General features: G+C 66.6%; 21 protein-coding genes. 16 read left to right on the top strand and 5 right to left on the bottom strand.

What is annotated here, in order from left to right:
* Positions 1 to 51 precede the first annotated feature (51 nt).
* The 11 genes from iolC to ACO0E1_RS04430 all read left to right on the top strand — a co-directional run bounded on the left by iolC (position 52) and on the right by ACO0E1_RS04430 (position 12179).
* Positions 52 to 1044, top strand: coding sequence for a 5-dehydro-2-deoxygluconokinase (gene iolC, locus ACO0E1_RS04480; protein WP_422873081.1), 993 nt, complete (start codon positions 52 to 54; stop codon positions 1042 to 1044).
* A complete protein-coding gene (locus ACO0E1_RS04475) occupies positions 1037 to 2026 on the top strand; it encodes a class I fructose-bisphosphate aldolase (protein ID WP_422873080.1) in 990 nt (329 codons plus the stop codon). The genes iolC and ACO0E1_RS04475 overlap by 8 nt, the downstream gene beginning before the upstream one ends.
* Positions 2023 to 3534, top strand: coding sequence for a CoA-acylating methylmalonate-semialdehyde dehydrogenase (locus ACO0E1_RS04470; protein ID WP_422873079.1), 1512 nt, complete (start codon positions 2023 to 2025; stop codon positions 3532 to 3534). Before ACO0E1_RS04475 ends, ACO0E1_RS04470 begins: the two co-directional genes overlap by 4 nt.
* A 10-nt stretch (positions 3535 to 3544) precedes the next feature.
* Positions 3545 to 4441, top strand: coding sequence for a 5-deoxy-glucuronate isomerase (gene iolB, locus ACO0E1_RS04465; protein WP_422873078.1), 897 nt, complete (start codon positions 3545 to 3547; stop codon positions 4439 to 4441).
* A 14-nt stretch (positions 4442 to 4455) separates the two neighbouring features.
* Positions 4456 to 6336, top strand: coding sequence for a 3D-(3,5/4)-trihydroxycyclohexane-1,2-dione acylhydrolase (decyclizing) (gene iolD / locus ACO0E1_RS04460; RefSeq protein WP_422873121.1), 1881 nt, complete (start codon positions 4456 to 4458; stop codon positions 6334 to 6336).
* 39 nt (positions 6337 to 6375) lie between these two features.
* On the top strand, positions 6376 to 7329 hold the full coding sequence (locus ACO0E1_RS04455) for a sugar phosphate isomerase/epimerase family protein (protein WP_422873077.1): 954 nt from the start codon (positions 6376 to 6378) through the stop codon (positions 7327 to 7329).
* A gap of 35 nt (positions 7330 to 7364) precedes the next feature.
* Positions 7365 to 8417, top strand: coding sequence for a Gfo/Idh/MocA family protein (locus tag ACO0E1_RS04450; protein WP_422873076.1), 1053 nt, complete (start codon positions 7365 to 7367; stop codon positions 8415 to 8417).
* Positions 8417 to 9286, top strand: a complete 870-nt coding sequence (locus tag ACO0E1_RS04445) for a sugar phosphate isomerase/epimerase family protein (protein ID WP_422873075.1) — start codon at positions 8417 to 8419, stop codon at positions 9284 to 9286. Before ACO0E1_RS04450 ends, ACO0E1_RS04445 begins: the two co-directional genes overlap by 1 nt.
* The gene (locus ACO0E1_RS04440; RefSeq protein ID WP_422873074.1) at positions 9283 to 10395 is read left to right on the top strand and encodes a transaldolase family protein; all 1113 of its coding nucleotides are present in this window, start codon (positions 9283 to 9285) and stop codon (positions 10393 to 10395) included. Before ACO0E1_RS04445 ends, ACO0E1_RS04440 begins: the two co-directional genes overlap by 4 nt.
* A 62-nt stretch (positions 10396 to 10457) precedes the next feature.
* Positions 10458 to 11651 carry a Gfo/Idh/MocA family protein gene (locus ACO0E1_RS04435; RefSeq protein ID WP_422873073.1) on the top strand — a complete coding sequence of 398 codons (1194 nt, stop codon included), beginning with the start codon at positions 10458 to 10460 and terminating at the stop codon, positions 11649 to 11651.
* A gap of 120 nt (positions 11652 to 11771) precedes the next feature.
* A complete protein-coding gene (locus tag ACO0E1_RS04430) occupies positions 11772 to 12179 on the top strand; it encodes a tautomerase family protein (protein WP_422873072.1) in 408 nt (135 codons plus the stop codon).
* Positions 12180 to 12182: 3 nt separating this feature from the next.
* Here the strand turns inward: ACO0E1_RS04430 and ACO0E1_RS04425 are convergent, their stop codons facing one another.
* From ACO0E1_RS04425 to ACO0E1_RS04415, 3 genes are all read right to left on the bottom strand, one after another.
* Positions 12183 to 12941: a GntR family transcriptional regulator gene (locus ACO0E1_RS04425; RefSeq protein WP_422873071.1), complete on the bottom strand. Its 759-nt coding sequence runs from the start codon at positions 12939 to 12941 to the stop codon at positions 12183 to 12185.
* A gap of 91 nt (positions 12942 to 13032) precedes the next feature.
* Positions 13033 to 13668, bottom strand: a complete 636-nt coding sequence (locus tag ACO0E1_RS04420) for an exonuclease domain-containing protein (RefSeq protein ID WP_422873070.1) — start codon at positions 13666 to 13668, stop codon at positions 13033 to 13035.
* Between the two features lie 83 nt (positions 13669 to 13751).
* Entirely contained in the window at positions 13752 to 14213 is a 462-nt protein-coding gene (locus ACO0E1_RS04415; protein WP_422873069.1) for a hypothetical protein, read from the bottom strand.
* A 30-nt stretch (positions 14214 to 14243) separates the two neighbouring features.
* Here ACO0E1_RS04415 and ACO0E1_RS04410 point away from each other — a divergent pair, with 30 nt between their 5' ends.
* Both ACO0E1_RS04410 and ychF read left to right on the top strand, forming a co-directional pair.
* On the top strand, positions 14244 to 14765 hold the full coding sequence (locus ACO0E1_RS04410; protein WP_422873068.1) for a hypothetical protein: 522 nt from the start codon (positions 14244 to 14246) through the stop codon (positions 14763 to 14765).
* Positions 14766 to 14776: 11 nt separating this feature from the next.
* On the top strand, positions 14777 to 15850 hold the full coding sequence (ychF, locus tag ACO0E1_RS04405; RefSeq protein WP_422873067.1) for a redox-regulated ATPase YchF: 1074 nt from the start codon (positions 14777 to 14779) through the stop codon (positions 15848 to 15850).
* Positions 15851 to 16270: 420 nt separating this feature from the next.
* Here the strand turns inward: ychF and ACO0E1_RS04400 are convergent, their stop codons facing one another.
* Positions 16271 to 17614 (bottom strand): PIN-like domain-containing protein, encoded by a 1344-nt coding sequence (locus ACO0E1_RS04400; protein ID WP_422873066.1) that lies wholly within the window; start codon positions 17612 to 17614, stop codon positions 16271 to 16273.
* Between the two features lie 237 nt (positions 17615 to 17851).
* Positions 17852 to 19126, bottom strand: a complete 1275-nt coding sequence (locus ACO0E1_RS04395) for a hypothetical protein (protein WP_422873065.1) — start codon at positions 19124 to 19126, stop codon at positions 17852 to 17854.
* A gap of 114 nt (positions 19127 to 19240) precedes the next feature.
* Here ACO0E1_RS04395 and ACO0E1_RS04390 point away from each other — a divergent pair, with 114 nt between their 5' ends.
* The 3 genes from ACO0E1_RS04390 to ACO0E1_RS04380 all read left to right on the top strand — a co-directional run bounded on the left by ACO0E1_RS04390 (position 19241) and on the right by ACO0E1_RS04380 (position 22791).
* Positions 19241 to 20113 carry a recombinase family protein gene (locus ACO0E1_RS04390; protein WP_422873064.1) on the top strand — a complete coding sequence of 291 codons (873 nt, stop codon included), beginning with the start codon at positions 19241 to 19243 and terminating at the stop codon, positions 20111 to 20113.
* Positions 20100 to 20465 carry a hypothetical protein gene (locus ACO0E1_RS04385; RefSeq protein ID WP_422873063.1) on the top strand — a complete coding sequence of 122 codons (366 nt, stop codon included), beginning with the start codon at positions 20100 to 20102 and terminating at the stop codon, positions 20463 to 20465. Before ACO0E1_RS04390 ends, ACO0E1_RS04385 begins: the two co-directional genes overlap by 14 nt.
* Positions 20466 to 20568: 103 nt before the next feature.
* Complete coding sequence (locus ACO0E1_RS04380; protein ID WP_422873062.1) at positions 20569 to 22791, top strand: hypothetical protein; 2223 nt, start codon at positions 20569 to 20571, stop codon at positions 22789 to 22791.
* Positions 22792 to 22976: the final 185 nt, after the last annotated feature.

Here is a 22976-nt window from a genome sequence, read left to right as displayed (position 1 = left end):
ACAGTCGTGATCGTCCGCCGATGAAGCCGCACGGAAGGTCCCGCACGTCGCATGACGAACGAAGCTCCCCACGCCTACGACGTGATCACCATGGGTCGCGTGAGCGTTGACATCTACCCGCAGCAGACGGGTCCGCTCGAGGACGTCGAGACCTTCTCGAAGTCGGTCGGCGGCAGCGCCACGAACGTCGCCATCGCTGCTGCACGACACGGTGCCGACGCCGCGGTCATCACCCGCACCGGCAACGATCCGTTCGGCAGGTACATCGCCAGGACCCTCCCGGAGTTCGGCGTCGCCAACGCCTTCGTGGACACCGTCGACGGACTGAACACCCCGGTCGCCTTCTGCGAGATCTTCCCGCCGGACGACTTCCCGCTCTACTTCTACCGGGCGCCGAAGGCCCCCGACCTGATGATCACCGCGAAGTCGCTGCCGCTCCACGAGATCGAGCGCGCGAAGGTCTTCTGGACCACGGTGACCGGCCTCAGCGAGGAGCCGAGTCGACAGGCGCACCACACGGCGTTCGCTGCTCGCTCCGCGTCGGAGCACGCCACCAAGCTGCACACCGTGTTGGACCTCGACTACCGGTCGATGTTCTGGTCCTCGCCGGAGGCCGCGACGCGCGAGGTCGCCGTCGCCCTGGAGCACGCCACCGTCGCCGTCGGCAACCGCGAGGAGTGCGAGGTCGCGGTGGGGGAGACCGATCCCGTCCGTGCTGCCGACGCGCTGCTCGAACGCGGCGTCGAGATCGCCATCGTGAAGCAGGGCCCCAAGGGCGTCCTCGCGAAGACCCGCGACGAGTTCGTCGAGCTCCGCCCGCACCACATCGACGTCGTGAACGGCCTCGGCTCCGGCGACGGCTTCGGCGGCGCGCTCACCCACGGTCTGCTGCAGGGCTGGGGCCTCGAGCGCATCCTCGCATTCGCCAACGCGGCCGGTGCGATCGTCGCGACACGGTTCGAGTGCTCCACCGCGATGCCGACGAGCGACGAGATCGAGACGTTCCTGCAGGAGAACCCGACGGAAGAGGCGGTCAATGCCTGAGATCAGCAGTGTCGACTTCCAGCGGCTGCGCGACGTGCGTGCCGGATCACCGGAGACGATCGCGAGCACGCTCGCAGCACGGACCAGGCGGCCGCTCCTGGCCGACGACGGCAAGCTCTTCATCGTCGCCGCGGACCACCCGGCCCGTGGTGCCCTGGCGGTGCGCGACGACGAGTCCGCGATGGCCGACCGCTACGACCTGCTCGAGCGGCTGGTCACGGCCCTCGGTCGCCCTGGCGTCGACGGCGTGCTCGGTACGCCGGACATCCTCGAGGACCTGGCGCTGCTCGGCGCCCTCGACGGCAAGGTCGTCGTCGGCTCGATGAACCGCGGCGGGCTGCGTGGTGCGACGTTCGAGATGGACGACCGGTACACGGCGTACTCGGCCCGGTCCATCGCGCACGCCGGCCTCGACTTCGCCAAGCTGCTCGTCCGCATCAACCTGTCGGACGCCGGCACCGCCCCGACGCTCGAGGCGACCGCCCGGGCCGTCACCGAGGCCGCCGAGCACCGTCTGCCGATCATGCTCGAGCCCTTCATGTCGACCTGGCGGGACGACAAGGTCGTGAACGACCTGACCGCCGACGCCGTCATCACCTCGATGGCGATCGCCGCCGGGCTCGGCGAGTCCAGCGCCTACAGCTGGCTGAAGATCCCCGTCGTCGAGGACATGGAGCGGGTGATGGCAGCGACGACGCTGCCGACGCTGCTGCTCGGCGGCGACCCGTCGGCGCGTCCGCTCGAGACCTACGCCAAGTGGGCGGACGCGCTCGCACTGCCCGGAGTCCGCGGGCTCGTCGTCGGACGCACCCTGCTCTACCCGCCGGACGGGGACGTCGCCGGCGCCGTCGACGTCGCCTCCGGCCTCGTCCACACCCAGGAGGCTCGGGCCGGGTTCTCCACAGATGCTCACGACCCAGCCGCGCGGCTCGCGGGCCCCACCACCATGGACTCGTCCATCTCGGAAGGAACCAACGCATGACCATCTCGGACACCGTCACCACGACGATCGGCCACTGGATCGACGGGGCGCGCGTCGCCTCGACGTCTGGCAACACCGCTCCGGTCTACGACCCGGCGCTCGGCGTCGCGACGAAGCAGGTCGCGCTGGCGAACGAGGACGAGATCCAGGCGGCGATCGCCAGCGCGAAGGCCGCGTTCCCGAAGTGGGGCAACCTCTCGCTGGCCAAGCGCCAGCAGATCCTCTTCGCCTTCCGCGAGATCCTGAACCGCGACAAGGCCGAGCTCGCCGAGATCATCACGAGCGAGCACGGCAAGGTCCTCGACGACGCACTCGGGGAGATCGCTCGTGGGCAGGAAGTGGTGGAGCTCGCGACGAGCATCCCGCAGCTGCTCAAGGGCGAGTTCAGCGACCAGGTCTCGACGGGCATCGACGTGTACTCGATCCGGCAGCCGCTCGGCGTCGTCGGCATCATCAGCCCGTTCAACTTCCCGGCGATGGTGCCGCTGTGGTTCCTGCCGATCGCCATCGCCGCCGGCAACACCGTCGTGCTCAAGCCGAGTGAGAAGGACCCGAGCGCCGCGATCTGGCTGGCGGAGAAGTTCAAGGAGGCCGGCCTGCCGGACGGTGTCTTCAACGTCCTCAACGGCGACAAGCTGTCCGTCGACGGGCTCCTGACGAGCCCCGACGTCGAGTCGATCTCGTTCGTCGGTTCGACGCCGATCGCGCAGTACGTCTACGAGACCGGCACGAAGCACGGCAAGCGCGTGCAGGCCCTCGGCGGTGCGAAGAACCACATGCTCGTGCTGCCGGACGCCGACCTCGACCTCGTCGCCGACAACGCCATCAACGCGGGCTTCGGCTCCGCCGGTGAACGCTGCATGGCGATCTCGGTCGTCGTCGCGGTCGAGCCCGTCGCGGACGAGCTCATCGAGAAGATCAAGGACCGTGCTGCCACGCTCCGCATCGGTGACGGGCGTCGTGGCTGCGACATGGGCCCCCTCGTCACGAAGCAGCACCGCGACAAGGTCGCCTCCTACATCGAGGTCGCAGAGCAGGACGGCGCGGTCGTCGTGGTGGACGGCCGCACCGTCCGACCGGACGGCGACGAGAACGGGTTCTGGCTCGGCCCGACCCTGATCGACAGGGTCCCGACGACGAGCCGCGTCTACACCGAGGAGATCTTCGGTCCCGTGCTGTCGGTCGTGCGCGTCGCGACCTACGAAGAGGGCCTCGAGCTCATCAACTCCGGTGCGTTCGGCAACGGCACCGCCATCTTCACGAACGACGGCGGCGCTGCCCGTCGGTTCCAGCGCGACGTGCAGGTCGGCATGATCGGCATCAACGTGCCGATCCCGGTGCCGGTGGCGTACTACTCGTTCGGCGGCTGGAAGAACTCGCTGTTCGGCGACCACAAGGCGTACGGCGCCGACGGCGTGAGCTTCTTCACGCGGCAGAAGGCGATCACGAGCCGGTGGCTGGATCCGTCGCACGGCGGCATCAACCTCGGCTTCCCCTCGAACAACTGAGGACGACGGCATGACGAACGACAACTGGTTCATCCCAGCGGGGAGCCGCCCCGACGGCGGGTGGACGGACGTGGTCGACGGCCGCATCGAGGGATGGGCGCACACGGGGCTCCGGACCGGAACACTCACCGACGGCGGTTCGCTCGAGCTGGACGCCGCTGCCGTGGAGCGCCTGGTGGTGCCGCTGTCGGGCAGCTTCACCGTGGTCCACGACGGCGTGACACAGGTCCTCGAGGGACGCGACAGCGTGTTCGACGGCCCCACCGACGTCCTGTACCTGGGATCCGGAACGGCCGCGACGATCACCGGTGTCGGCCGGCTGGCCGTCGCCGAAGCCCCGACGGACGAGACCAAGCCGTCCACGTACATCCCGCGGCAGGACGTGCCGGTGGAACTCCGCGGTGCCGGCCAGTCCAGCCGCCAGGTGCACAACTTCGGTACCCCGGCAGCGCTCGACGCCGCCGAGTTCATCGTCTGCGAGGTGATCACGCCCGCCGGCAACTGGTCGTCGTACCCGCCGCACAAGCACGACACGAAGGTGCCCGGCGCCGAGTCGAACCTCGAGGAGATCTACTACTACGAGTCGGCGGTGGCTCGCGGCGTCGACGCCCCGGCGTCCGCCGACCCGTTCGCGTTGCACCGGACGTACGCCTCGGACGACCGCGCGATCGACGAATTCCGTGAAGTCCGGACGGGCGACATCGCGCTCGTGCCGTACGGCTGGCACGGACCGGCCGTCGCCGCGCCCGGGTACGACATGTACTACCTCAACGTGATGGCCGGGCCCGATCCGGAGCGTGTGTGGAACATCACCGACGACCCGGCCCACGGCTGGGTCCGCCAGGTGTGGGAGACCGAGACCATCGACCCGCGCCTGCCCTATGCACCGAAGAAGGAGGACGTGTGACCACCACACGCCGCATGACCGTCGGTCAGGCCCTCGTCGAGTTCCTGGCCAACCAGTGGACCGTCGACGGCGAGCACCGCGAACGCACCATCCCCGGGATCTTCGGCATCTTCGGGCACGGCAACGTCGCCGGCGTCGGTCAGGCCATCAAGCAGCTGCACGTCGAGCAGCCCGGCCTGTTGCCGTACCACCAGGCCCGCAACGAGCAGGCCATGGTGCACGAAGCAGTGGGCTTCGCCCGCATGCACCGTCGTCGCGCGACGTTCGCCGCGACGGCGTCGGTCGGCCCCGGGGCGGCGAACATGCTGACCGCCGCTGCGCTCGCCACGACGAACCGGCTGCCTGCCCTGCTGCTGCCGTCGGACACCTTCGCGACGCGGACCACCGACCCGGTGCTGCAGCAGATCGAGATGCCGCACGACACGTCGCTGCAGGTCACGGACGCGTTCCGCCCGCTCTCCCGGTTCTTCGACCGGGTCGAGCGTCCCGAGCAGTTGTTCTCGATCGCGCTCGCCGCGATGCGCGTGCTCACCGACCCGGCCGAGACCGGCGCGGTGACGATCGCGCTGCCGGAGGACGTGCAGGCCGAGGAGTTCGACGTCCCGGTCGCCTTCCTGCAGCCGCGCGAGTGGCACATCCGTCGTCCGCTGCCCGAGCACGGGCCGCTCGCCCGTGCGGTCGCCGCGATCCGGGCCGCGGAACGCCCGGTGATCGTCGCCGGGGGCGGCGTCCTGTACTCCGCAGCGTCCGAGCAGCTGCGGGCGTTCGTCGAGGCCACCGGCATCCCGGTGGGCACCTCGCAGGCCGGGGGCGGTGCGCTCGCGTGGGATCACCCGCAGTACCTCGGTGGCATCGGCGCGACCGGCACCGCCGCGGCGAACGCGATCGCGGCAGAGGCCGACCTGGTCATCGGCATCGGGACCCGGTACAGCGACTTCACGACCGCGTCGCGGACGGCGTTCCAGAACCCGGACGTCACGTTCGTGAACGTCAACGTCGCCGCGTTCGACGCCTACAAGCACGGCACGCAGCTACCGCTGATCGCGGACGCACGGGAGGCCCTGGTCGCCCTCACGGAGTCGCTCGCGTCGTTCTCGGTGTCGGATCAGTACGCCTCCGAGATCGCCGAGCAGAAGCGCGCATGGGACGCGCTGGTCGACGCCGCGTTCGCGCCGTCGGGCAACGCGCTGCCCGGTCAGCCCGAGATCATCGGTGCGGTCCAGTCCGTGTCGGACCCCCGCGACGTCGTGATCCAGGCGGCCGGGTCGCTGCCGGGCGACCTGCACAAGCTCTGGCGCGTCCGGGACGAACTCGGCTACCACGTCGAGTACGCCTTCTCGTGCATGGGCTACGAGATCGCCGGCGGCCTCGGCGTCCGTCGGGGTGCTCCCGACCGCGACGCGATCGTCATGGTCGGCGACGGTTCGTACCTGATGCTGCACACCGAGCTCGTCACCGCGGTGGCCGAGGGCATCAAGATCATCGTCGTGCTCATCCAGAACCACGGCTACGCGTCGATCGGGCACCTCTCCGAGACCGTCGGGTCCGAGCGGTACGGCACCAAGTACCGCTACCTGGACGACACCCAGTCGTTCGAGGACGGCGAGCCGCTGCCCGTCGACCTCGCGGCGAACGCCCGGTCGTACGGCGTCGACGTCATCGAGGTCGAGCCGGGCCCGAACGCGATCGAGGACCTCAAGGCCGCGGTGCGCCAGGCCAAGGCGAACGACCACACCACCCTCGTGCACATCAACTCGGACCCGCTCGTCTACGCCCCGGACGGCGCCGGCTGGTGGGACGTCCCGGTCGCACAGACCTCGACGCTGTCGACCACGCAGGCCGCCCGAGCCGACTACGAGCAGCAGGTCGCTGCACAGCGACCGCTCCTCGGCTAGCCCCACCACCACCTCGTGCAGAAAGAAGACGACGACGTCATGACCGACACCGCCACCCCGACCGGCGCCCCGTCCACGGACGCCACCACCGCGTCGATCCGCATCGGCACCGCTCCCGACTCGTGGGGCGTCTGGTTCCCGGACGACCCGAAGCAGGTCCCGTGGCAGCGCTTCCTCGACGAAGCGGCGGCGGCCGGCTACGAGTGGATCGAGCTCGGCCCGTACGGGTACCTGCCGACCGACCCCGCGCAGCTGTCCGACGAGCTCGAGTCGCGGGGGCTGAAGCTCTCCGCGGGCACCGTCTTCACGGGGTTCCACAAGGGAGACGACCAGTTCCAGCGGGCGTGGGACCAGGCCGTCGCGGTCGCCGGGCTCGCGGCGAAGCTCGGCGCGGAGCACCTCGCGACGATCCCGGACCTCTGGCGCTCGGACGCCACCGAAGAGGTCCTGGAGCCCCGGACGCTCACGGACGAACAGTGGGAGCGGCTCGGCAAGGGCCACGACCAGCTCGGCAAGGCGCTGCTCGAGGAGTTCGGCGTCCACCAGCAGTTCCACACGCACGCCGACAGCCACGTGGGGACCTACAAGGAGACCGTTCGTTTCCTCGAGGTCACGGACCCGCAGTACACGAACCTCTGCCTCGACACCGGGCACTTCGCCTACTACGGCGGCGACAACCTCAAGCTGATCGCGGCGCACCCGGAACGGATCGGCTACCTGCACCTCAAGCAGGTCGACACCGACCTGCTCTTCGACGTGCTGAAGAACGACGTGCCGTTCGCGACCGCCGTCGCGCAGGGCATCATGACCGAGCCGCCGCACGGCACCCCCGAGCTCGCACCGATCATCGAGGCAGTGGCCGCCATCAACCCGGACGTCTTCGGCATCGTCGAGCAGGACATGTACGGCTGCTCGGTCGACGCTCCCGGCCCTATCGCGGAGCGCACGTTCCAGCACATCTTCGGTTCCACGTCCGCCGCCCGCGCGTCCTGACACGCAGCAGCGCCACCACCTCCAGGAGACATCGAATGAGCACCACTGACAACCTCCGCGTCGCCGTCGTCGGCGCCGGGGCCATGGGCAGCGACCACATCCGCCGCATCACGTCGACCATCGCCGGTGCCGACGTCGTCGCGATCGTGGACCCCGACACCGCGCGGGCCACCGCCGCGGCCGCGAAGGCCCCGGGCGCGATCACCGCCGCGTCGTTCGAGGAAGCCCTCGACGCCACCTCCATCGACGCCGTCATCGTCGCGACGCCGGGCTTCCTGCACGAGCCGGTGCTCGTGCCGGCGATCGAGCGCGGACTCGCGGTGCTGTGCGAGAAGCCCCTCACGACGAGTGCGGAGGACTCGCTGCGGATCGTCGAGCTCGAGCAGCCGAAGTCGGACCGCCCGAAGATCCAGGTCGGCTTCATGCGTCGCTTCGACAAGGGCTACCAGGAACTCCGGGCCCTCCGTGAGTCGGGGTCGAACGGCGCACTGCTCGCCCTGCACCACGCGCACCGCAACCCGACGACCCCGCCGAACTTCAGCGAGTCGATGCTCATCCACGACTCGGTGATCCACGAGATCGACATCATCCCGTTCATCACGGGGGAGGCGATCACGAGCGTCGAGGTCAAGAAGCCGCGCAAGAACTCGCTGGCGCCGGCCGACCTGCCCGAGCCGCAGTTCGTGCTGTTCACGACCGAGTCGGGGACGATGGCGATCGTCGAGATCAACGTGAACGCGCAGTTCGGGTACCAGGTCACGACCGATGCCGTGTTCGAGTCGGGCGTCGCGTACATCGGGCGTGAGACCTCGCTGAACCTCGTGTCACAGGGGGTCTCGGGCCAGGGTGTCACGCCGTCGTTCGTGGAGCGCTTCGGTGCCGCATACGACGAAGAGGTCCAACGCTGGGTCGATGCCGCCAAGCAGGGCGGGATCGACGGCCCGAGCGCGTGGGACGGTTACACGGCGTCCGTCGTCGCCGAGGTGGCCGTCCGTGCGCAGCAGTCCGGGGCCCTCGAGTCCGTGACCTACGCAACGGCGAAGCCCGCGTTCTACGACGCCGGCGCGAGCGCGCTCGCGGAGGCCTGATGCCGAAGATCGCACTCGACCCAACCCCCTTCCACCACGACCTGTCGCTGCTGGAGTTCCCGCGGAAGGTCGCGGACCTCGGCTACGAGTACCTGCAGCTCACCCCGCACAAGGACTTCATCCCGTTCTTCCGACACCCGAAGGCGGACGACGACCTCGTCGACGCGTTCGCGGCAGCCTGCACGGACGCCGGCGTCCAGGTCGCGTCGGTGCTGCCGGTGCTCCGGTGGTCCGGGCCGGACAAGGAGACCCGCGAGACCGCCGTCAAGCAGTGGAAGCGTGTCATCGAGATCACGAAGCGCCTGGGCGTCGACACGATCAACACGGAGTTCTCGGGCCGCCCGGAGCGTGCCGAAGAATCAGAGGCGCAGTTCTACTGGGCGATGGAAGAGCTCCTGCCGATCATCGAGGACGCCGACCTGCGCGTGCTCATCGACCCGCACCCCGACGACTTCGTCGAGGACGGCCTCGAAGCCCTGCGGGTGATCCGCGGGCTCAACTCGAAGAACATCGGTTTCGTCTACGTGGCGTGCCACACCTTCCACTACGGCGGGGACATGGACGCGATCATCGACGCCGCGGGTGACGCACTCCAGCTGATCCACGTCGCGGACGCCTACGACCACCACCGGTCGCACGGTCTCCGCTACATCACCAACCCGCCCGGCAACGCCGTCCGCGTCCACCAGCACCTGCCGGTCGGGCAGGGCGACGTCGACTTCGACGCGTTCTGGGCCGCGCTCGACCGCGTGGGTTTCTCGGCGAGGCCGGACACCGTCGCGGTGTCGAGCGTCTTCGCCGAGGACGAGAACGCCGACGAGGTCTCGCGCTTCCAGCTCGACACGATCACGAAGGGACTGCACCGATGACCGACACCCTGGCGACCCCGGCCTCCTCCGACGTCGACACCCGCCCCGTCACCCTCCAGGCGGCGGAGCAGACGATCACCGCGCTCTGGAACGACTCCGCCGATCCGCGCGAGCTCGCGACCGCGATCCACGAGTACGGCGCTGTCGGGGCGACCTGCAACCCCGTGATCGCCTACACGTGCATCAAGCAGGACCCGGACACCTGGGTCCCGCGCATCCGCGAGATCGCCGCAGAGCACCCGACCGCGGGGGAGTCCTGGATCGGCTGGAAGGCCGTCGAGGAGCTCTCCATCGCCGCCGCCGCACAGCTCCTCCCGGCGTTCGAGGCATCGGGTGGCCGCAACGGGCGGCTGAGCATGCAGACGGACCCGCGTCTCCACCGCGACCGGGACGCCCTCGTCGAGCAGGCCGTCCGGTTCTCGGCGCTCGCGCCGAACATCATCGTGAAGATCCCCGCGACGAAGGTCGGCATCGCCGCGATCGAAGAGGCCGCCTACCGCGGAGTCTCGATCAACGCGACGGTGTCCTTCACGGTGCCGCAGGTCGTCGCCGTCGGAGAGGCGATCGAGCGCGCACTCGACCGTCGTGCCGCCGACGGGCTGCCGGACCAGGAGTTCGGTCACGTCGTCACCCTCATGGCCGGGCGACTCGACGACTGGCTCAAGACCGTCGTGCAGCGCGACCACGTGATGGTCGACCCCGGCATCCTCGAGTGGGCTGGCGTCGCCGCCGTGAAGAACGCCTACCGGGTGTTCCAGGAGCGCGGCTTCCGGTCCCGTGTGCTCGTCGCGGCGTTCCGCAACGCGCTGCAGTGGTCCGAGTTCCAGGGCGGCGACCTCGTCGTCTCGCCGCCGTTCCAGTGGTCGAAGGACATCAACGCCAACGCGTTCCCGTTCCGGCCGGATGCCATCGACGACGAGGTCCCCGCGCACCTCATCGACGCGCTGCGTGCTGCCACGCCGGAGTTCGCCCGCGCCTACGACGTGGACGGCATGACGATCGACGAGTTCGACCGGTTCGGCGCCACGGTGAAGACCCTGCGGCAGTTCCTCGACGCGGACGCACAGCTGGACGCCCTGGTCCGGGACATCATCGTCCCCGCCGAGTAGCTCGCCCGCCGCCACGAACACGCACCACCACGAACACGCACCACCACGAGCAGAGGAGCTCAATGGACACGATCGGCGTCGGCCTCATCTCCGTCGGCTGGATGGGGCGGCTGCACTCCCGTGCGTACCGCGCCCTGCCCGACCACTTCCCGGAACTCGGCATCGCGCCCCGCCTCGTGGTCGCCGCGGACCCGGTCCCGGCAGCACGGGACCAGGCGGTCGAACGACTCGGCTACGAGCGAGCCGTCGCCGACTACCACGAGGTCCTCGCCGATCCCGAGGTCGATGTCGTGTCGATCTGCTCGCCGAACTTCCTGCACCGTGAGATGGCCGTCGCCGCGGCCGACGCCGGCAAGCCGTTCTGGATCGAGAAGCCGATGGGTCGCTACGCCAGCGACTCCCGAGCGATCCACGAGGCCGTCCAGCAGGCCGGCGTGATCACGAGCGTCGGCTTCAACTACCGGCACGCCCCGGCGATCGAGCGCGCCCGCGAGCTGGTCCGGAGCGGACGCCTCGGCCGGATCACGAACGTCCGCGGATCACTCCTCGCGGACTACTCCTCCGATCCGGCAGCGCCGCTGACCTGGCGGTTCGAGCGGGAGCGTGCCGGCTCCGGGGTCCTCGGCGACCTGTTGTCGCACGGGCTCGACCTGGCGCAGTACGTCGTCGGGCGCATCGCGAGCGTGACGGCGCTGGCGGAGACGTTCATCACCGAACGTCCACTGCCCGGTGCCGGGATCGTCGACCGGTCCGCTGCCGCGACGGGCGAACGGAAGCCGGTCGAGAACGAGGACTACGCGGCCCTGCTCTTCCGTTTCGAGGACGGCGCCGTCGGCACGATGGACTCGAGCCGGGTCATGCACGGGCCGCACGCCGAGTACACGATCGAGGTCTACGGCACGAAGGGCTCGGTCCGGTGGGACTTCCAGCGCCTCAACGAGCTCGAGGTCTCCCTCGACGGGCAAGAGGTCGACGGGTACGCGACGCACTACGTCGCCGGCGGGGACGGCGAGTTCGCGCGCTTCCAACCCGGCGCGGGCACGGCCATGGGCTACGACGACCTGAAGACCATCGAGGCCGCCCAGTTCGTCGCGAGCGTCCGTCGCGGGGAGCAGCTCGCGCCGTCGGTCGCCGACGGCCTGGCGGCCGCGTCGATCGTGGAAGCGGCGGAGGCCTCGCTCGCCGACGGAGCCTGGCACGACGTGGCGCGCGTCGACGGACCGCTCACCTACGCAGCGGCGACCCCCGTGATCTAGACGGTCCCGCGGATCGACGGGAGGCTCGGTGCCAGCTGGCACCGAGCCTCCAGTCGTCTGGCGGTCGGCCGCCAATCATGTTAGTTTGTTAGGACAAAGTCCCGAACTGCAGGAGGCCCCATGCCGCTCGTCCGTATCGACCTCGCCACCGGGCGCAGCCCGGAAGCCGTCCGCGCCATCGCCGATGCGATCCACACGGCCATCGTCGACGTGTACGGGATCCCACCGCGCGACCGCTTCCAGATCGTCACGGAACACCCCGCCGGTCAGATCATCGCCGAGGACGCGGGACTCGGCTTCGAGCGCACCGGTGGTGTCGTGATGATCCAGGTCTTCACGCAGCGCGGCCGCACGGACGAAGCGAAGACGACGCTGTACACGGCGATCCACGACGCGCTCGCGGGCGTCGGCGTCGCATCAGAGGACGTCTTCATCGGCTACGTCGAGAACGGCCCGCAGGACTGGTCGTTCGGGTTCGGTCGCGCGCAGTACGTCACCGGGGAACTCGGCGTCCCGTCCGCAGCCTGAGGCCTACTTGTCGACGAGCGTGACCTCGAACGAGTAGCGGTCGGGGCGGTAGCAGTGCACGCCGTACTCGACCGCGCGGCCGGAGGCGTCGTAGGCGGTCCGGCTCATCGTGAGCACGGGGTCGCCGTCCTCGATCTCGAGGAGGTTCGCCTCTTCGTCGGTCACCGCACGGGCACCGATCCGCTGCTTCGCCACACGCATCGTCACGCCCCGGCCGCGGAGCAGCTGGTACAGGCCGTGCTCCTGAAGGTCGGCGTCGGTGATCTCGAGGAACTCCGGCGGCAGGTAGTTCTCGAGGATGGCCATCGGCACGTCCTCGGCGAACCGGACGCGGCGGATGTGGGCCACGGTCGTCCCCGGGGCGACACCGAGGGCCTCGGCGACGACCTCCGATGCGGGAACGTCGTTCCGTTCGAGGAGCTTCGTCGCGGGAGCCTGTGACCCCTGCGCGAGGTCGTCGTACAGACTCGTCAGCTCGACCTTGCGCGTGACCGGGCCGTGCACGACCTGCGTCCCGATGCCGCGACGGCGGACCAGGAGTCCCTTGTCGACGAGGTCCTGGATCGCCCGGCGGATCGTCGGACGCGACAGCCCGAGCCGTTCACCCAGCGCGATCTCGTTCTCGAGGCGAGCGCCCGGCGGCATCGCACCGGAGCGGATCGACTCCTCGATGCGAGAAGCCACCTGGAAGTAGAGGGGCATCGGACCCGACCGGTCCAGGTCCATGAACAGGTCGGACGGCAGCTGGCCTTCGTTGGTCATCGCGGTCCTTCGGGGGAGTACGGGTCCGGCGACTGTGCCGGGGGAATGTCGTGACAATACCACCGGGCTCGCGGCCCACCGGGCGGCGGGGTCAGTCGGCGAAGATCATCGGGCGGTGGGACAGCCGCGGCTGGTTCGCCGCCTTCGGCTTCTCCGCGCGGATCCGGACCGGGTTGATCGAGACCCGGGTCGCGGCACCGAGTGCCTCGACGGTGTCGGCGTCGTGCCGGCCGGCGGCGTGGACGACGATCGCGGCACAGGCCTCGGCGTCGGCGGCGGCGTCGTGGTGCTGGAAGCCCTCGAAGCCGGCGGCCATCGCGGCGACGGGCAGACGGTACGAGTCGAGCGTGTACGTCTTGCGGGCGACCTGCAGGGAGCACATCGAGTGGTGTTCCGACAGCGCGATGCCCGTTGCCGAGCAGCCGCCGGCGATGACACCCATGTCGAAGCGCGCGTTGTGCGCCACGAGCACGTCACCCTCGGCGAAGGCGACGAGGTCCGGGTACTGCTGCTCCCACGTCTTGGCGCGGACGACGTCCTCGGCGACGATGCCGTGGATGCGGGTGTTCCACTCGAGGAAGTCGTCGTGCCCCATCGGCGGGCGGATGAACCACGACGCCCGCTCCACGACCTTGCCGGCCCGGACCTTGACGAGGCCGACGGAACACGCGCTGGCGGGCGAGCTGTTCGCGGTCTCGAAGTCGATCGCGGTGAAGTTCAACGGCACGCGTCCGATCGTCGCACGGAGCGCCGACATCCCCGGAAGCCCGGTCGGCGTTGCGCGGGCGCGGTCGGGTCAGCGGCGTCGGATCAGCGCCGTCGGGTTCGGCGAGTGCCCCGACGACGCCGAGCGGTCGTCCGCCACGTCGCCGCCTGTCGGGCACGCTCCGCCGCCCAGTACGGGTCGAGGAGGGTGCCGACCAGTTCGAACGCGACCGCGACGGCATCGAGTCGCCAGCGTGGCGGGAGGCTCTCGACGTGGGCGGTGAACCCGGCGGCGAAGTCCGACCTCACGGTGGGGAAGCCGACCTCGGACGGCGGCGACACCATCCGGAACGCGTCCTCGGCGTCGTGGTCGATCGACTCGTCGTCCGGGTCGTACTCGACGAGGACGTCCGCCTCGAGCTGCCCGAGGACGTCGTGGAGCGCCTCGAGCTCGCGGGGCGGGGTCGCCTGGAGCGCCTCGATCGTCTCCGGCGTGAAGTAGAGCCGTTGGGCTCGTCGATCGTGCCCCATCGAGTGCACACCGAGTCGATCGCGTTCGAACCACATGGAGGCCAGGCTGCCACGTACGGTGAGGTCATGGTGACAGTGCTGATCCTCGCCGGTGCCGGGTACGGGCAACAGGCGCCGCTGCTCTGGTGGTCGCGGCAGATCGCGCTCGAGGCCGGCTGCGAGGTGATCGCGCCGAACTGGATCGTCGACGACGCGGCGGGGGAGGCGCCCGTCGCGTTCGTGGAGGAAGCGATCGCGACATCGCTCGGAGACCGACTGCCCGACCTGGTCGTCGCGAAGTCGTTCGGCTGCTTCGCCTTGCCGTGGGCGGTCCGGAACGGGGTCCGCGGCGTGTGGCTGACGCCGGTGCTCACGCACGACGACGTCGCGGCGGCGCTCGCCGCCGCTCCCGACGGGAACGTCGCGATCGGCGGGTCGGACGACCCCATGTGGCGGCCCGAGCGTGTGCCGGGGACGGCTGCGAGCCTCCAGACCGTTGCCGGAGCCGACCACTCGCTCCACGTGACCGGCGACTGGCGGCGCTCGCAGCGGCTGCAGGCCGACGTCTTCGAGACCGTCGCGGCGGCCGTCCAGTCCCTCGGCCGTTAGGCTCTACTCCCGTGGCTCTCACCATCGGAATCGTCGGTCTCCCGAACGTCGGCAAGTCGACGCTCTTCAACGCGCTGACCAAGAACCAGGTCCTGGCCGCGAACTACCCCTTCGCGACCATCGAACCGAACGTCGGCGTGGTGAACCTGCCCGACTCGCGGCTGGACGAGCTCGCCGGGCTGTTCAACTCGGAGAAGACCGTGCCCGCGCCGGTGTCGTTCGTCGACATCGCCGGCATCGTCAAGGGCGCGAGTGAAGGCGAAGGGCTCGGCAACAAGTTCCTCGCGAACATCCGCGAAGCCGACGCCATCGCGCAGGTCGTCCGCGGGTTCACCGACGACGACGTCGTGCACGTCGCGAACAAGGTGTCCCCGAAGGACGACCTCGAGGTGATCAACACCGAGCTGATCCTCGCGGACATGGAGACCATCGACAAGGCGCTCCCGCGGTACGAGAAGATGCTCAAGCTGAAGCAGGCCGAGCCGATCGTCCTCGAGACGGCGAAGGAGGCTCGGGCGGCGCTCGAGCAGGGCACGCTCCTCTCCGCCACGTCGATCGACCTCGCACCGATCGCGGAACTCGGACTGCTCAGCGCGAAGCCGTTCATCTTCGTCTTCAACGTCGACGAGGCGATCCTCACTGACGAGGCCCGCAAGGCCGAGCTCGCCGCACTCGTCGCTCCCGCGCAGGCCGTGTTCCTCGACGCGCAGGTCGAGTCGGAACTCATCGAGCTCGAGCCCGCTGACGCCCGTGAGCTGCTGGAGTCCACCGGGCAGACCGAATCCGGGCTCGACCAGCTCGCGCGTATCGGGTTCGACACGCTCGGGCTCCAGACCTACCTGACGGCCGGGCCGAAGGAAGCGCGTGCGTGGACTATCGGCAAGGGGTGGAAAGCTCCCCAGGCCGCCGGGGTCATCCACACCGACTTCGAGAAGGGCTTCATCAAGGCGGAGGTCATCTCGTTCGCCGACCTGATGGAGGCGGGCTCGATCGCCGAGGCCCGTGCGCACGGTAAGGCCCGGATCGAGGGCAAGGACTACGTGATGCAGGACGGCGACGTGGTGGAGTTTCGATTTAATAATTAGATCGTTGAATCTACGCGGATCTAGCCCCTCGATCTGACACAGATTTTCGACAGAAATCGTCGGTCTGTGTCACGGTTGTGTCAATCGCCTGGAGGCTGATCGCCTCCACGATTGAGGCTGTGGCTGCCCGCCTCGGACACGATCTGCCTCCGGGCGAACATGCTGTCGCCCTCGGCGCGAAGATGCCTGAGCAGGGCAGCTATGGCCCCCAGTCGGGCGGGTTGTTTCCTGTGAGTCCTCTCTGACAGGCTTCAAGCGCGGACCCGGGAGTGGCGGCAGCAGCGGTGGTTTTTTCTTTTTGCCACCGGACCGCAGGAGAGGGGTCCTGAGCCTAGGGTCAACAGCCGTTGTCAACATCGAGCCAAGCGTCGGCGGGAGAACAGCTCTCCTCGATGTCTAACTGCGCCAATGGTGATGAAGTCAGTTCTCGAGCTCATCCAAGGCGAGCGATACTTCACGCAGTTCTTCTTCCACCGATTCAATGTTACGCGCCATCATCCTACTCCGAGGGTCTGCGGCGGAACTGTTGTGGTTGGCACGATTCTCCAAAGCCCGGCGCTGGGCGCGCAACGATGCGAGCTGCTTGTCAAGCTCGGATTGTCGAGCCATCCTGTCGTGTCGATTCCGAATGTATTCCTCGCGTGCTTCGGGGTCATCGAGGGCCCCTGGAGGCAGGGGAAGCGTGTCGGCTGTATTCAGTAGACTGCTGCGCTGCTCTTCCAACAGGTGCTCCGCGCGCCGCATGGCGATAAGGTCGGCGAACCCCACCTGATTATCGTCATCGTGGAATCGCTCACTCTCAAGCCGCTCCAACCTCGCCTGGAGGTGCCCACGCTGCCTTTCCAGCTGATGGTGGCGGTCGTGGAGTATTCGGAGGGCACGCTCCTTGCCGTCCGACACTTCCTTCACCTCGTCGAGGGAGTCGTCACTGACGGGAAGCTGCGTGCGGTCCTTGGCATGCTTCAGGAACTGAAGCGGCTCGTAGAGGTGAATGCGCTGCTCTGCCGCCGCCCAGTACTCATCGATGAGTTCGGGCCGTGGGCCTTGAGTCTTCCCTCGCTCGATGAGCCACCAGTCCTCCTTCGCGTCATCCGTGACGAAGATCACTGGCTTCTTCATGGTCTCACCGAGTCGCAGGATCTCCTTCCAGATGATGAGATCCCCGTACTCGTTGCCGTTCGTCTTGTTGGCGTCTTTGTACCCTGGCGGCACCTTATCTTCGTAGCGCCGTTTGCCGCCTTCCTCAATCGCATCCAGCTCCTCGCCGGTGAACCCCTGCCCGACCCGTTGGGAGTAGAGGTCGCTAATGCGGAAGAAAGTTTTCTCGGGATCGCCATCGCCCGCAATCCACACCTCGTGTTGTTCCGCCTGAGCGTCAACTTGCGCGGAGAAACGCTCGAAGAGCGTGTCCAGCTCTTTCGTCAGCTCGTTGCGGTTGAGCGACGGGTGATGCTTGTACTCGTTCAGCTTGTTGTTAACGGTATTCTTCGCCGAGTCAACAGAAGCCTTGATTTTCGAGAAGGCGTCAGCGGTGTTGCTGATAACTTCAAGCCTGCGGCGCTGGAACTCCAGGCCGACCTGATGGGGGATCCAGAGCGACTCCTGAAGGCTTTCGAGTACGCTCAAGAACTCATCGCGAGTGCTCGGGGTGTAACGGAAGAAGTTCAGCAGGGTATTGGTGTCCAGCACAATGATACCTTCCGTCCAAAGAGCATCAAGTTCCTGGCCGGCAGGCGCGTAGTACGCCCTGAACACATCCCGCATGGTCGTCCCTTCGCCGCTGAGCGTTTCTCATCCTAGCGGCACCGCGCTGACAGTATCGATAGTTCGTCCTGGAGGTGGTGACGCATGAATGACATACCATTATTCGGAGGACAGGCCGGCTTCCATGTGGATATCGGCTGGCCGCGCCCCGATCCCTGCTGGGGCGACTGTAGCTACTGTGCGATGGGCCACTACCGCTTCGAAGACGAACTGACAGCAGTCCCGTTGCCAAGAGAGTCAGAGCGGGTAGATGCCCAGGTCGGCGTAGCCGTTCTTCCACTCCGAGCAGGCGGGGTGGGTTGACAGCCATACTCGGATCCCGGTGAGGGCACCGATGGTCTCCTGCATTAGGTTGATCTGCTTGTGGATGAAGCTGTGGTCGTTCAGGTTAGAGCGGAGCGCGTGAGCGGGCTTCTGGCGCGCCTGCCGAACACTCCGCAGCGGCGCAAGAACCTTCTTCGCATCAGCCGCGCTGACTCCGTGATCGTGCATGAACCCCTGGAACCGGTTCAGACTGCCGATCCGCTGACCGCGGTCGTCCGTCGTGGGGGCGCCAACGCGATCGAGGAACTGACTGCTCAGGTTCTCCGACAGCAACTTGTCGAGCTGAAGGATGAACTCATCCCACTCCCTCTGCGATGGCCGGAGTAACCACCCGAAGTCGGCAGGACGCTCCTCAATCCGGAACATGTACTCGCCGAAGGCCAGCTGGGTCAGCTGATTGAGGTTCTCTAGCTCGATAAACAGGTGGGCGAAGGGTCCGATGGAGTCCGGCCATCGGCCCATCTGGGACCCCCACCAGATCGGGTGCGGTTCCAGCCCATCGTCGGGCACCTGGTAGGTCTCCCACCGTCGCTGGTGCTCCGGGGTGAGTGTGATCAGGTCGCAGTAGAACACAGCAACCCGACGCTCAATGGGCGAGTCGGAGTCCTTGGAGTCGTAGCCCGCGAGGTCGTAGGCGAAACCGATGTGGCTCAGCCCAACATGGTCCCTCTCAAAGACATCGTCGCCGTCGAAAGCCTCATCGGTGAGGCCCATGCTTGCTCCGGCATCCCCGAAGTCAAATCGGAACCGACCGTCGTTGCGGTACTGCTCAAGTACGGTGAACTCGAAGTACGCCAGTTCCAGCGTGCCCTTGCCTCGGGCCATGGCGCGGGCGTACGGACGGCCAGTCAGACGAGTAGGCAGCCTGACACCTTTCATCCCTTCGACGGTTGGGTACAGGCAGACGCCGTAGTCGTCCGCTGTCAGCGACTCGAGGTCTTGTTCCTGGTCCTCCAGCGAACGCCTTGACGGCCACGCGCGGATGTGGATGTTCATGTAGTCCGCCCCGGTCACGACCTGGACCATCCCGGCACGCACCAGCTCGATCCCAGGACTTCGCGCCTCATCGACCACATCTCCGTGAAGATGCAGCCCGTTGAACTCGCGTGAGTCGAGGAATCGCTTCCGCACCTGCTGGAGGAGAACTTCCGCGTTGGGCGAAAGCGTCGGCTTGCTGCGCTTGTTCACTGCCACTTCGCCCCATCCGTCTTTGTTGGTCCGATCATAACGCCGAGGTCCGACATCTCGTCCTGGTTGCCAATCGAGCGTTTGGCAACTACCTCCAGGATCGACCGATTCAGCATGCGTAGCGATATGTCCAAATGTGTTGCCAAGACCCCCGGAATGAGGAGGAATCATGCTGGACACCTACGGCCTTGGTGCATCCGGGTCTGCATCAAGGAGCGGGAGCTTGGGCTGGAATCACAGATGCAACAACTGGTCGACTACGGAGTGCGGAAGGAAGACATCTTCGTGGACCGCGGAGTGAGCGGAACATCGAACTCGCACTCCGAGAAGATGGATACGCTCAGGCTCGCGGTTCAAACGGACCGGCTGAAGCACAGTCGTAGGATTGAGGTGGTTGTGGCGAAGCTCGACCGCTGGGGTCGAGATCCAGAGGAGACCATTGCCCTACTGAAAGAGCTGCATGCCTCTGGAGCTTGTCTGACCTCTCTGGGTGAGAACATCCATATGGTCAACCCCGACAGCGGCACCGGCATGCTCATCGTACGAATCACGCTCGCGGTTGCAGCGCAGGAGCGCGACCGTATCGCTGAGCGCACTCGTGAGGCTCTTGTTGCTGTTCCTGCTCGTGGCGTTACACTCGGGTCGCCACCGAAGCTCACGAGCAACGATGTCGCCTGGATTCGAGGAAAGTACGAGAGCGAAGGTTGGGGTGCTCAACGGATCGCGAAGGCTCTTCCGAAGGAGCGCAATGCCGAAGTGAGTAAGTACACCGTGCAGAAGGTCCTCGGCCAGGTCAACCGAGCCAAACCGTATGTACCGAGGGATACCCACAAGTATGTCGCTCGGGCCGAGGCGGCTGCGAAGAAGCGATCAGAGCGGCTAGCGCGGCTTAGGCAGCGGGGCTACGACCTAGAGCTTGCCGAGGAGAAAGCAAGGGACTTGCTGCTTGCCGCTGCTGCGAAGGAGGCCGACCATGAGCAAGCCTAAGTTCACCACAGACGAGGTCCGGTTGCTGCGGGATCGGGTTGCGACAGGTTCGAGCAAGGCCGAGCTAGCCAGGGAGTACGGAGTTGCAGAGGCCACGGTGAGCCGAGCACTACGAGACGGGTATCGAACTCGGGATGAGTGGGAGCGTCACCCACCAGTTGGGGCGGCTCCGGTGCTCACCAGGGAGCAGGTTGCTGAGCTGTTGCGGAGGCAGGCGGACGGTGAGCCCATCCGCCAGATTACCGAAGACCTCGGTTTTGATCGCCGCCGAGCCTATGCCGCAACCCACGAGGGCTACCGAACGGTCGACGACTTGGCCGAGGCGCGGGCGCCGTACTACTCCAAGGGCTGATCACCATGAATCGACGCGGGCCAGGGTGACCTCCCTGGCCCCGCCGTGCTTCCACGGCGCGCTGGGTTGCTGATCGGCTGCTCAGCCTATGTAGGATCCCGACATGAGGAACCTCCAGCTCTTGCTCCGCAACTGTCACGGGATCCGAGAGCTCGAAGCTTCCCTGCCATTCGAGCGCGCCGCCAAGGGAGGCGCGACCGAGCCGCGGCGATCTGTGGCTATTTATGCCCCCAACGGCACGATGAAGTCGAGCTTCGCCCGGACCTTCCTTGACCTCGCTCGCGGGGAGGAGTCCTCAGATCATGTCTTCCCGGACCGAGAGACGGTGCGCACCATACTCGATGAGGACGGTGAATCGCCTTCACCAGACGCGGTCGCCGTGTTCCTGGCCTACGACGAGCAATACACCCCCGACAAGTACGCCACCACCCTCCTGGTGAATGCCCCGCTCCGCAAGGAGTTTGAGGGCATCCAAAAGGGACTTTCGAAGATCCAGACCGACTTGGTGAAGGCTCTGAAGAAGACCGCCGGAACCAAGCAGGATGTAGCACAACTGGTCTCGCAGACCTTCACCAAGGAGGACGACGACTTCTTCGGTGCTCTTACTCGTATGAGCTACGAGGTCGAACAGTTGGAGGAACCCAACTATGTGGGCGTTCCCTATGACCTGCTCTTCAACGCGAGCGTGGAGAAGGTGCTGTCGGACCCAAAGCTCAGTAGTCTGCTTTCTCAGTATGTGCTTCGGCTCAATGAGCTTCTCGATGCGTCCACCTTCTTCAGTCGCGAGTCCTTCAACTACTACAACGCAGAGAGCGTGAGCAAGAGCCTCGTCAGCCAAGGCTACTTCCGGGCAAAGCACGCTCTCCTGCTCTTTGGTGACGAGAAGCCTCGTGAGGTGACCAGTGAGAAGGAACTCACGAACTTGATCACCGACGAAAAGGCGCGCATCTCCGAAGACACGGAACTCGCTGCTCGCCTCGAACAGCTCGGGAAGATGCTCAATGCCAATCAAGCGGTGCGAGACTTCTTCAGCTTCGTCTCGGATCGTCCGGAACTCCTTGCGGAGCTGGAGCACATAGACCGATTCAAGGAGAAGCTGTGGATCTCCAACTTCAAGGAGCACGCCGACCTCTTTGGTCAAGCTGTTGACCTTCATAAAGCATCCCAGGAGCGTCGAAAGACGATTCTGGAAGCCGCTGCATCGGAGCGCACGCAATGGGAAGAGGTGATCGAACTCTTCAACGAGCGGTTCGATGTACCCTTCAAGCTCGTTCCGAAGAACCGTGTCCAGGTCATGCTGGCACAGGAGCCGTTCTTGACGCTCGGCTTCCAGTTCGAGGACGGCGGCGGCTCGGCGCAGGTTGACCGCGAGCATCTTCTTCAAGTCCTCAGCACGGGAGAGAAGAAGGCTCTCTACATCCTCAATATTCTCTTCGAGGTCGAGGCGCGGAGGAAGTCTGGGGAGCTGAGCATTTTCGTCATCGACGACATTGCCGACTCGTTCGACTATAAGAACAAGTATGCAATCGTCCACTACCTGAAGGAGATGGAGGAGGAACCCCTGTTCCGACTCGTCATCCTGACGCACAACTTCGACTTCCTGCGCACGATCCGAGGTAGGGGAGTGGTGAGCTGGGGCGGGTGCTTTGTTGCGGAGAAGAGCATCGATCGAGTCAAGTTCGAACCGATGGATGGGAACCTAATCCAGAACCCCTTCGAGGGTGACCTCAAAGGTAAGATGTTCAGCAGTGCCCTCGAACGGATTGCCTGCATTCCCTTCGCGCGGAACATTCTGGAGTATAGCCGAGGTTCGAAGGATGAGGACTACCTCCGCCTCACCTCCCTGCTTCACCTGAAGGCTGATTCTCGCGGGATCACCCAGGCTGAGCTCGATCGACTCTTCAAGACGGCCTTCTCGGGAGTGGATGATAAGGCGTGGCCGGAAGCCGATGAAACGGTCGTAGACGCCATCTGGAGAGAAGCGGACGCTTGCCTTGAAGCTGACGATGGGGTGAACTTCGCCAACAAGATCGTGCTCGCGATCGCCCTTCGCCTCCGCGCCGAGTCGTACATGCTGCGACTCATCGATGATCCGGCGGCTACTGACCAGATCACGAAGTATCAGACAGCGAAGCTGTTCAAGATGGTCGAGGATGGCGGGACTGCTGGTGCCGACGAGCTTCGGGTCCTGAGGTCGGTTCTTCTCACCACCGCGGAGACCCTGCATATCAACTCATTCATGTACGAACCGATCATCGATATGTCGGACCAGGCGCTTCGGAGTCTCTATTCGAAGGTCTCGGCGCTCGAGCTTGCCCTAGCGTGACGGTGAGGTCGGCCCGACCGAGTCGGGTTGCCGCGCGGTGATGCTTCAGAAGGTCAGAACTCGAAGCCGCCAGCTCCGACGCCATCGTCCACCAGGTGGCCGTACCGCTCCAGGGGGGGGGAGGACGAATCGTGGTGGCCCATCTCGTCAGCGATCAGCGGCAGCGGCACGCCGGCCTTGATCCG

It is taken from the genome of Curtobacterium guangdongense, assembly GCF_049341845.1.
In the GTDB taxonomy this organism is placed as follows: Bacteria; Actinomycetota; Actinomycetes; order Actinomycetales; family Microbacteriaceae; genus Curtobacterium; species Curtobacterium guangdongense.
This window is presented reverse-complemented; position numbering and strand designations above follow the sequence as displayed.

Bases quoted from the DNA above. Each gene is read 5' to 3' on its own strand.
- iolC (WP_422873081.1), top strand. From the start codon at position 52: ATGACGAACGAAGCTCCCCACGCCTACGACGTGATCACCATGGGTCGC.
- ACO0E1_RS04475 (WP_422873080.1), top strand. From the start codon at position 1,037: ATGCCTGAGATCAGCAGTGTCGACTTCCAGCGGCTGCGCGACGTGCGT.
- ACO0E1_RS04470 (WP_422873079.1), top strand. From the start codon at position 2,023: ATGACCATCTCGGACACCGTCACCACGACGATCGGCCACTGGATCGAC.
- iolB (WP_422873078.1), top strand. From the start codon at position 3,545: ATGACGAACGACAACTGGTTCATCCCAGCGGGGAGCCGCCCCGACGGC.
- iolD (WP_422873121.1), top strand. From the start codon at position 4,456: ATGACCGTCGGTCAGGCCCTCGTCGAGTTCCTGGCCAACCAGTGGACC.
- ACO0E1_RS04455 (WP_422873077.1), top strand. From the start codon at position 6,376: ATGACCGACACCGCCACCCCGACCGGCGCCCCGTCCACGGACGCCACC.
- ACO0E1_RS04450 (WP_422873076.1), top strand. From the start codon at position 7,365: ATGAGCACCACTGACAACCTCCGCGTCGCCGTCGTCGGCGCCGGGGCC.
- ACO0E1_RS04445 (WP_422873075.1), top strand. From the start codon at position 8,417: ATGCCGAAGATCGCACTCGACCCAACCCCCTTCCACCACGACCTGTCG.
- ACO0E1_RS04440 (WP_422873074.1), top strand. From the start codon at position 9,283: ATGACCGACACCCTGGCGACCCCGGCCTCCTCCGACGTCGACACCCGC.
- ACO0E1_RS04435 (WP_422873073.1), top strand. From the start codon at position 10,458: ATGGACACGATCGGCGTCGGCCTCATCTCCGTCGGCTGGATGGGGCGG.
- ACO0E1_RS04430 (WP_422873072.1), top strand. From the start codon at position 11,772: ATGCCGCTCGTCCGTATCGACCTCGCCACCGGGCGCAGCCCGGAAGCC.
- ACO0E1_RS04425 (WP_422873071.1), bottom strand. From the start codon at position 12,941: ATGACCAACGAAGGCCAGCTGCCGTCCGACCTGTTCATGGACCTGGAC.
- ACO0E1_RS04415 (WP_422873069.1), bottom strand. From the start codon at position 14,213: ATGTGGTTCGAACGCGATCGACTCGGTGTGCACTCGATGGGGCACGAT.
- ACO0E1_RS04410 (WP_422873068.1), top strand. From the start codon at position 14,244: ATGGTGACAGTGCTGATCCTCGCCGGTGCCGGGTACGGGCAACAGGCG.
- ACO0E1_RS04400 (WP_422873066.1), bottom strand. From the start codon at position 17,614: ATGCGGGATGTGTTCAGGGCGTACTACGCGCCTGCCGGCCAGGAACTT.
- ACO0E1_RS04390 (WP_422873064.1), top strand. From the start codon at position 19,241: ATGCGTAGCGATATGTCCAAATGTGTTGCCAAGACCCCCGGAATGAGG.
- ACO0E1_RS04385 (WP_422873063.1), top strand. From the start codon at position 20,100: ATGAGCAAGCCTAAGTTCACCACAGACGAGGTCCGGTTGCTGCGGGAT.
- ACO0E1_RS04380 (WP_422873062.1), top strand. From the start codon at position 20,569: ATGAGGAACCTCCAGCTCTTGCTCCGCAACTGTCACGGGATCCGAGAG.